Annotated in this window: 8 protein-coding genes; 5 read left to right on the top strand and 3 right to left on the bottom strand. The window is 34.3% G+C overall.

Translation table 11 applies throughout. The annotated features are described in order from the left end of the window. From J7604_RS18175 to J7604_RS18155, 5 genes are all read left to right on the top strand, one after another. The coding region (locus tag J7604_RS18175; protein WP_293898709.1) for a DUF6268 family outer membrane beta-barrel protein at nt 1-849 on the top strand (849 nt) is incomplete at its 5' end. A 133-nt stretch (nt 850-982) separates the two neighbouring features. Beyond that, on the top strand, nt 983-1,372 hold the full coding sequence (locus J7604_RS18170) for a hypothetical protein (protein WP_293898707.1): 390 nt from the start codon (nt 983-985) through the stop codon (nt 1,370-1,372). A 675-nt stretch (nt 1,373-2,047) separates the two neighbouring features. After that, nucleotides 2,048-4,288, top strand: coding sequence for a TonB-dependent receptor (locus J7604_RS18165; RefSeq protein ID WP_293898705.1), 2,241 nt, complete (start codon nt 2,048-2,050; stop codon nt 4,286-4,288). Nucleotides 4,289-4,310: 22 nt separating this feature from the next. Continuing rightward, nucleotides 4,311-4,958 carry a hypothetical protein gene (locus J7604_RS18160; protein WP_293898702.1) on the top strand — a complete coding sequence of 216 codons (648 nt, stop codon included), beginning with the start codon at nt 4,311-4,313 and terminating at the stop codon, nt 4,956-4,958. Between the two features lie 141 nt (nt 4,959-5,099). Next, nucleotides 5,100-5,489 (top strand): nuclease A inhibitor family protein, encoded by a 390-nt coding sequence (locus tag J7604_RS18155; protein ID WP_293898700.1) that lies wholly within the window; start codon nt 5,100-5,102, stop codon nt 5,487-5,489. A gap of 50 nt (nt 5,490-5,539) precedes the next feature. Here J7604_RS18155 and J7604_RS18150 read toward each other — a convergent pair whose 3' ends face one another. The 3 genes from J7604_RS18150 to J7604_RS18140 form a co-directional block, all read right to left on the bottom strand. After that, complete coding sequence (locus J7604_RS18150) at nt 5,540-6,430, bottom strand: DNA/RNA non-specific endonuclease (protein WP_293898697.1); 891 nt, start codon at nt 6,428-6,430, stop codon at nt 5,540-5,542. Nucleotides 6,431-6,888: 458 nt separating this feature from the next. Further along, entirely contained in the window at nt 6,889-7,152 is a 264-nt protein-coding gene (locus J7604_RS18145) for a hypothetical protein (protein ID WP_293898694.1), read from the bottom strand. A 210-nt stretch (nt 7,153-7,362) separates the two neighbouring features. Next, complete coding sequence (locus J7604_RS18140; RefSeq protein ID WP_293898691.1) at nt 7,363-8,607, bottom strand: peptidogalycan biosysnthesis protein; 1,245 nt, start codon at nt 8,605-8,607, stop codon at nt 7,363-7,365. Nucleotides 8,608-8,787 lie beyond the last annotated feature (180 nt).

The following is an 8,787-nucleotide window of genomic DNA, read 5'->3' as shown; positions in this document are numbered from 1 at the left end:
GTGGTGAGCCAACCATATATTGATATCGTTAATATTAAATATCAGAATTTTCTTCCAGTTAAATATTCAGGGGAAGAACATAAACTGGGCGCTCAGGAAAGTTATTTTAATTTGAATATTCCTATTCCATTAAAAAATAAAGATGTAATACTAACTGGTGGAGTCTTTGACCAATTAAGGTTTAATTCTCCACATGGAAATAAGGAACTTTATGCGTTCAATTGTCAAATAGGTTATTTAAAGAATTGGAAGAACACTAAGTGGAAAACACTTTTTGTTGTTTTGCCCAAAATAAGTTCAGATTTGTTGCAAATTAACCATGGATCATTCCAACAAGGTGGGATATTACTTTTTACGTGTGAAAAAAGCCCTAATCTGAAATACAAATTGGGGGGATACTATAACAAAGAATTTTTTGGTAACTTTTTTATGCCTTTACTGGGGATTGAGTGGAAACCTTTGCCAAGATTAAATATTTTCGGGGTTCTGCCTGGTTACATGATTATAGAACATAAAACAAGTACAAGGTTTTATTCGGGGATTTCCTATCAATGCCTTACAGCCAGCTATAGACTTCATGATGGAGAAAATTATTCCTATGTTAGAAATGGAGACAGATTCTGGGGACAAATGCAGTTAAAGCTTTTTCTCAACTATTATATTAAAAAATATATAGTTGCTTATGGAGAGTTTGGACATTCTCTTTGCAGGAAATATGAGGTATATAACAAAGATAAGGAGAGGATAGGGCATCCAGTTTTTCATAAAACCAAAGATGGCTTCATTTTTAACCTAGGTATTGCTCTCAGGTTTCGTCAAGATGTTCCTCTAGCAGAAAAGAAAGAATAATTGTGGTTATTAGTGTTGTATGTTCTTTTTTTTTCAAAAAATACTCTAATGTGAGTATGTGAAATAGTCTGTTTAGAGTATTGATTTTACATCTCACAAGTTGCCATTTTTATTAATTAAAAATTTGGTAATTATGGGGATTCCAAAATGTATAATGGTGATTGATAATAACGTTACCGACAACTGGATGGCTGAGCGGATTTTCAAGACTTATGAAGTAGCATCAGAATATAGGTTTGCAAATAGTGATAATGCCATTGATAGTCTGAACGCTTATTGTTTGATAAATGGTAGATTTCCAGAGCTGCTTATGGTAGATATTCAATATAACACAGAAATGGGGTTAGGATTAATTGACAGAATAAGGAAACATTCCGACTATCGTGAGCATGAGACTAGAATTGCCTTATTGACATCTATTGTAGAATACACTTTGAGCTATGATAAAATTGGCAAAAAAAATATTGAACATGTATTCATAAAGCCTCTGGATATTCAGCAATTAAAGAATGTTTTTATATAAATGAATTGTTTTCTAAGAAAACTACTTCTTATTTTTCCGACTTTGAATTGCTTCTTTACGAAATTCAAAGTTGATCTATGACTTTGCTTCCCAAACTCTGGTACGAAGGAATCTGATACTGGATTTTTAAATCGGGTTATCAGATTTCTACTTTGTAAGTTTCCATTCTTTAATATTATCATCATTAAATTTGTCGAAATCCCTTGATAATGTAGTTTTGCCAGACAAACCGGCTGAAGTGAGTTAATACTGCGAGTACTAAAGCATGGAATCATATCTCTAATGAAAAAGTAAGCTTTCGGAGATCCATTATTATAGAGGATATTTTTTTGATATTAATGTTGACGATAATACTAACAACTTACGATAACTTTTCATTGTAAAAGATCTGTCATTAAATCATGAATTTAATGCTGCTCTATGTTTACCCAGTATAGATAAGAATTATAAAAATTATTACTATAATACTTAGAACGCTTTGCAAGACGAAGAGGTATGAGGTGAAATTAGAGTTACAGTAATAGATTTAAAAGTAAATAAGATGAATCAATAATTTAATAAACATTTAATGGAGCCTCAGTGTAATGCTGTCCGCTGCGTGTTACACTTTTTTATTTGTGGGGGGGAAGCTTTAATCGGAATAATTGTATATTTATGCGCTTTAATTAATTTATTTTGAAACGATTACTACAACTGATGCTACTATTTATATCCATTGTCACTAATGGACAGGTAAAGATCAGTGGTTCTGTTAAAAAGTTTGATGGAAAACCTATCGCAGGTGCTAATATTTCTCTAAAGGATACCTATGACGGCGCTACATCGGACTCTTTGGGATTTTTTTTATTTACAACCACAGAGAAAGGCAAGTTCCTGCTATCCATTTCTGCTTCAGGTTATCTATATTCTGAAGATTCTATTTTCATCTCTTCATCTTCCATTGTAAAACATTTCATACTTCAAGAAGAGCTAAACGAAATAACAATTACTGCCCGGAAATTTGATGCGGATGATAAAAGTAAATCTGTAACATTACTTAACTCCCTTGATATTGCTACAGTGGGAGGAGCTGGTGCAGATATTTCTTCAGTAATGAAAACCATGCCGGGCACACAGCAGGTAGGAGAAAGAGAAGGTCTGTTTGTAAGAGGTGGGACGGGAACAGAGACTAAACAATTTATAGATGGGACACTGGTAAACAATCCTTATTTTGCTACTGCTCCAGATATCGGGGCAAGAGGAAGGTTTTCTCCATTTCTTTTTAAGGGTACCGTATTTAGTACTGGAGGTTATTCTGCACAATATGGTCAGGCACTGTCTTCAGCACTTATTCTTGAATCCATCGATCTGCCTGAAAAGTCTCATATAGATGCTTCTGTTTCTCCTTTAGTCTGGGGTGGTGCAATTCAGCAATTAGCAAAAAATGAAAAGTCTTCCTGGGGTGTTTCATACAACTATGTAAATCTTGGTTTGTATTTTTACCTTGTAAAACAAAAGCCTCATTATTTCAGGATTCCTACTGGGCATAACACTGATTTTAATTTCAGGATAAAAACAAAAAAAGGAATTGTTAAATTTTATAGTGCACTTGGAATAGGCAATGGCGGATTAAGCAGACCAGATATTGACAGTCTACTTTTTAAAGATGCATTAAATATCCACAATCTAAATTGGTATTCAAACCTGAGCTGGAGAGAAAATTTAGGTAATGGCTGGAAATTTAATCTGGGCTTGAGTTATAGTACCAATAGAGATCATATGCACCAGGAGTTACAGGATTCAAATATGGTGCCCCAGGCATTTCCTGAAAGTTACTTTTTGATGAATAAAAATTTCAACCTAACATCCCGCCAGGATCTTAGCCAGTTTAAACTGGTATTGGATAAAAGGTTGTCAAGTAATGTAATCTTCCGGATCGGGGGAGAATACTGGTACAATATTCAGAGATCTATCTATACAGCTACTTATGAGTATCCTGGAAACCTTAATGATCATTTCACCGCTTTATTTGCAGAAGCAGATATCCATGTTTCAAACAGACTTACAGCTCAGGCGGGAGGTAGGTCAGAATATAGTTCCATTATAGACCAGGTAAATATTGCTCCACGATTGTCGGTATCCTATAAAACAAGTGCCAATTCGGTACTATGTGCTTCTTATGGCATATTTTATCAAAAACCGGAAAATCAACAACTGATAGCTTCTCCACAATTAGGCTATACCAAGGCGACACACTACATAGCTTATTTTCAGCAAAATCTAAAAGGAAGGGTTTTGAGAGCAGAGGTATTTTATAAACAATATAACAATCTCGTTAAAACTATTCCCAAAGATCTTTATTTCTCTAGTTATAACAATGCAGGAGATGGCTACGCGAATGGAGTAGAGTTTTTCTGCAGAGACAACAAAGTGTCGGTTAAAAATATGGATTACTGGGTTAGTTATTCCTACCTGGATACAAAGCGCGAATTTCTTAATTATCCTACGAAAATTCAACCGAACTTTGCTGCAACTCATAATGCTTCTGTTGTTACTAAAAAGTTTTTTCCGAAATACAAAGGTGGGATAAACCTGACATATACTTATTCGACCGGCAGGCCTTATTATTACTTTCATCTGAATGAGCAAAGGAATTTTGAAATAAAGGATCAGGGAAGAGCTAAAGATTTTCACAATGTTGGGCTTAGTTTAAGTTATATACCTTCTATGGGGAAGCAGGATGCAAAGACTTTTTGGGTTATATTTGCCAGTATTTCCAATCTCCTTGGCTCTAATCAGGTTTATAACTATAATTACTCTTATAATGGTTCTGTTAAGCAAGCAGTGACTCCAACAGCCAGGCGGTTCTTTTTTATAGGCGTCTTTTTAAGCTGGGGAGTAGACAGAACACAGGATGCAATCAATAATAATCTATAATATTTAACCTCTTACAATATTTATGAAAGGAAAATTTAGAATTATCAGCTTGTTGACTTTTTCTCTTTTGTGTTTCTTCTCCTTGATTTCTCAAGCCCAGGATGACAAGTTTAGCAAAGCAATGCAAAAGAATCTTAAAGCATTAGATTCAGCAAAGACAACTGCTGAATATATTGCTGTTTCAAACTCATTTGAAAGAATCGGGGATGCAGAGAAAACTTCGTGGCTTCCTTATTACTATGCTGCATTGGCTTTGATTACTCCAGCATGGGAGGATAAGACAATTAATGCTGATGCCAATTCAGTCAAGGTAAAGGCTCTAATTGAAAAGGCATCCAAGATTGAGGATAATGTTGAAATATATGCACTGCGTAATATGATAGCTACTCAACAGATGTTGATTGAGCCAAGTATTCGATGGGCAAATTACGGAGTTGAAGCATCGACTGCATTGAAAAAAGGATTAGCAATGGATCCTGAGAATCCCAGACTTAATTATCTTAAAGGAAGTTCTATTTTCTATACCCCCACACAATTCGGTGGAGGGAAAGATAAGGCAAAACCTGTTTTGCAAAAGGCTGTAGAGCTATATAGCAAAGAACAACCTAAGCCTCTTTATCCCGCATGGGGAAAGGAAATTGCAGCAAGCTTGCTTGCCCAATGCAATTAATGATTTCCTATTAATTCCAGGAGATTTAAGGGATAAAATAAAAGCCCCTGTTGTTAATAAATAATAATAATTTGTTAATCGATGCTGCTGAAACATTTGGGGTGCTTTCTGTTAATTTATGTAACTCTAATCAGACCTTCAATGAACCCAGATTTACTGAAAATTAAGGAGGCATCAGCCGGATTGTATTATTTAAGCGAATCAGATTATCCCTTTGAAGTGGTGCAATTTGATGATACAAACCATATTGAAAGTTCGCTTATTGAGTTATCTCATTTGGATAAAAGTTCTAAAGTAGAAAAAGTCACTCTGGAGTATTTTTTCAGAAATATGACTAAGGTTTATCCTGAATCCACCGACGACCAAAAGATGTTTGCAGCAAAGTTTATTATGCTTCAAAATATGTTGCAGGAAGAGCTTACTGATATAGTAGTTTACAGGGTCGGCGAAACCCGCATAGATGCTTTCATTATTGGTAAATTGAAAGATGGAACTTTGGGGGGATTAAAAACGAAAGTTGTAGAAACATAAAAGGCTTTAACAATTTGTTAAAGCCTTTTATGTTTTAATTATGGTTTTATTTATTGTGTAGGGCCATTATCAACTTTAGATTCAATAGCACTCTGTATGCTTGCTGACACATTTGACAATATGTTATATCCTGTTGCTGATTCAATGGCATCTACTGTTGTTCTATAGCTACCCCAAGAAGCGCTAATGCTATTGTTATTCGGAGTATTGATTGCAATAACCCTAGTGCTTGAAGTCACTCTGCTTACGTCATTAGTCCCTTGTGGCAATACTAATATTACTTTCCATATTCTATTAGGAACAGTGACCTTTCCTCCTGCAATTGTATTAAAAGTTCCATTGCTTCCAGTTCCCCCAGTACCATAACTACCCATTATAATGTATAATTCATTTCCTTGATTAACCAGGGTGCGACAATAATTTTCAAGGTTTGCCCATGTTTGTTGATTGTTATTAGGCGCCTGAGGAATCATATTTGTCATCAGAAATGTCGTGGAATTATCAGATACGCTATACGTTCTGTCGCCAGAAGGACAGTTATGTCCTCTGTCGAATCCGCTTCCAGAATAGTCTGTATTAGCCACTCTGTACCAGCCAGATGGTAAGGTTGCATCTGCTCTGAAATCATCTTGTCTTGGTGTACTACCTAACCAAGTATTATCAAGGTGCCAGCTTACCCAGTTTGGCGTTCCTCTATCTCTATGGTAAGACATTGAATATTGAGTTTTGACCATAAGATAATTCGAATAATTAGAGGTATTTGTTACCGCTCCACTTGGATTGCCCATAGCCAAATTGTCTGCAGAGCTTCTTAAATTAGTTGTGTTGTGTACATCATTAGATGTCTGTGATTGTGTTGGCTCTGGACTTTCTTTCTTACAAGAAACAACAATTAAAGAGATTAAAATTAAAAATGGAACTTGATAAAATAGTTTTTTCATAGCAATAATGGTTTAAGAATTGGTATTGGCAAATATGAAAAACTATAAATATGGGGAGGTTATAAGACCGTTAAGTGTTCATTAATGATTGATTAGTTAATTATGAAGATCAAGAGATCGAATAGTAAAGGAGACAAGATGTTCTTTAACTATAGGCCTTTGAATTATGGTTTTTTAAATAATAAAAAAGTAAGAGATTCGGCTAATGCTTAGTCAAGAAATTAAAAGAATCACCGGATAGATTGTAGAGGTGGTATCGAAAATGAATATTTAGATTATCCCGTATCTTAATTTTAAAATATTTAAATAGCCTTTTGATGCTGGCTATTTAAATATTTTATGTACAATATGATTTGTCTCAATTTTGCAGTTACGTTATCTTAGTTTGTATAGGGATATGTTCCAAACCTTTATCTTATAGCTATTAGAATCCCAAGTAAAATTGATTTATTTTAATTCTAACAAAGTTCATCATCAGAGCAAACTATTTTTGTTATATCTCTTTCCGGGACTCTCCAATGAAAACCTTCCGGTCCTTCAATAACTACTACTGGCAGATCATTTTGTGTTTCATACATATCATTTAAAGTTCCCTTGGATGAGTCGATAACATCTCTTCCAAGGACTTTGCCGAATAAATGATCTCCATATTCAATCGCAGCAGCAGAATCAGGATCTAATTCTAATGTGCATGTTCTTCCTTCCTGAATTTCTGTTTTCATATCAGTCTATTTTTCTATAAAAACATATAAATTAACTCATAAATTCAGGTAGTCTTAGTGATTTACATCCAATGTTTCTTAACAATAGTGTGGGTGTAATTGAGCAAAAATGAAATTTGCATGTAATATAGCTAATGCGAAAACTAAAAGTTTAATCTTCATTATTGATTTTATTATGATTATTAAGAGTGATGTTTTGTTGACCTATTGTCAGTTATCGTTATCTGCAGAATCACCCTCTTTGAATGGACTTCTCTGTGTCCATTCTGTTTGTTTAATATAATTAAAAACAGGCTTTAATGCCCTGTTCATCAAAGGACCTGAATGGCGAACATAACAGTACATTTCATAAGGCTCAGCTCCAAAATTGCTCTTCATTTCCATCGCAGTCCTTCCCAAAATCAACATGCCTTTTTTCTTTTCGATTGTAACTTTTACATAATCATAAAGAATGTTTTGATAGATACAGTACTGATTATTCTGTTCATAATTCATTCCGATTGCATGTGCTTCACAGTTATTCCCCCAGTATATATAAGTACTGAAAGCTATCATCTCTTCATTAAGGTAATAGGCAATCAATTCAAAATCTTCTTTTAAATTCAATTTTAATTGTAATAAATATGAAGCATCAAAATGATTGATACGCACTTTTGCTTTATCTGAAACATTGAAATAAAGCATTTGGATTTTATCAAAGTTGGATTCTATTTCCTCTGCTGATAAGCTCTTTGTCTTAAGTTCCGCGCCCTTCTTGACTGTAGTTAATGCTTTCTTTCTATACTTCTTATTCATTGCATTAAGGTAATCGTCAAAGGATTTCCATTCTGGCCTTATCTTTAAAATCATATTAGGATCGACTTTAAACTGACGATATTTAAAGACTCCAAGGTAACCAGAGGCCGCAACTTCATCTTCATAAAAATCCTTGATCAATTGAAGACTGATTTTACCTCTTAGTTTCTCCGAACGTCTAATTTGATATAAAGCATCTGCAAGTGCGTGAAAAGCTTCTTTATCAGTAATGTCAGGGGTGTAAATGAAGCCATGGTTTCCACTTATGTGGGTATGGCCACAAACCAATACACGAACTTTAGCCTTATCCTTAAAAGTATTTGTAATTTTTTCAAGTTTATGTTTCCCATCATCAGAGCATCGATAATCTTCGCCGGTAATGACTGCTACATGGAAAATAGCTGCCCCAACGGGTTTGTTATCTTTGTACATCAAGACATACCAGCTTTGTTCTTCCTCTTTTGAAGAGTTTTCGATTGCAGTTAGATAAGGATGACGCATTAATCCTTTACTAGGAGGAATAACCTTATTCCATTCATCTTCAGGAACAGAATCTAAGGAATCAAAAATGGAAATGACCAATTGTGAAGGAGTTCTTCTTGTTTTGAAGTGATCTTTTTCCTTCTTTATGCATTTAACGAAATCTTTTAGCTTTTTCAATCTGGTGGTTATTATATTGCTGCTAATCACTGTGTCATATTATTCCTGACAACAATTTATCTATGTTCAGTTCGAGTTTTTTGAATTCAATATTAAAAATAAAGACTTTCTAATCCATAGTCGTTTAACTGGGATTTTTATTTTACAATTTATAAATTATTTATGTGCTAAATATCTGGT

Source organism: Sporocytophaga sp., assembly GCF_017745095.1.
Classification (GTDB): Bacteria; Bacteroidota; Bacteroidia; order Cytophagales; family Cytophagaceae; genus Sporocytophaga.
The sequence above is the reverse complement of the archived record's forward strand: the minus strand, read 5'-3'. Positions and strand labels throughout refer to the sequence as shown.

Coding starts and splice junctions, on each gene's coding strand:
- J7604_RS18170 (WP_293898707.1), top strand. CDS start 983: ATGGGGATTCCAAAATGTATAATGGTGATTGATAATAACGTTACCGAC.
- J7604_RS18160 (WP_293898702.1), top strand. CDS start 4,311: ATGAAAGGAAAATTTAGAATTATCAGCTTGTTGACTTTTTCTCTTTTG.
- J7604_RS18155 (WP_293898700.1), top strand. CDS start 5,100: ATGAACCCAGATTTACTGAAAATTAAGGAGGCATCAGCCGGATTGTAT.
- J7604_RS18150 (WP_293898697.1), bottom strand. CDS start 6,430: ATGAAAAAACTATTTTATCAAGTTCCATTTTTAATTTTAATCTCTTTA.
- J7604_RS18145 (WP_293898694.1), bottom strand. CDS start 7,152: ATGAAAACAGAAATTCAGGAAGGAAGAACATGCACATTAGAATTAGAT.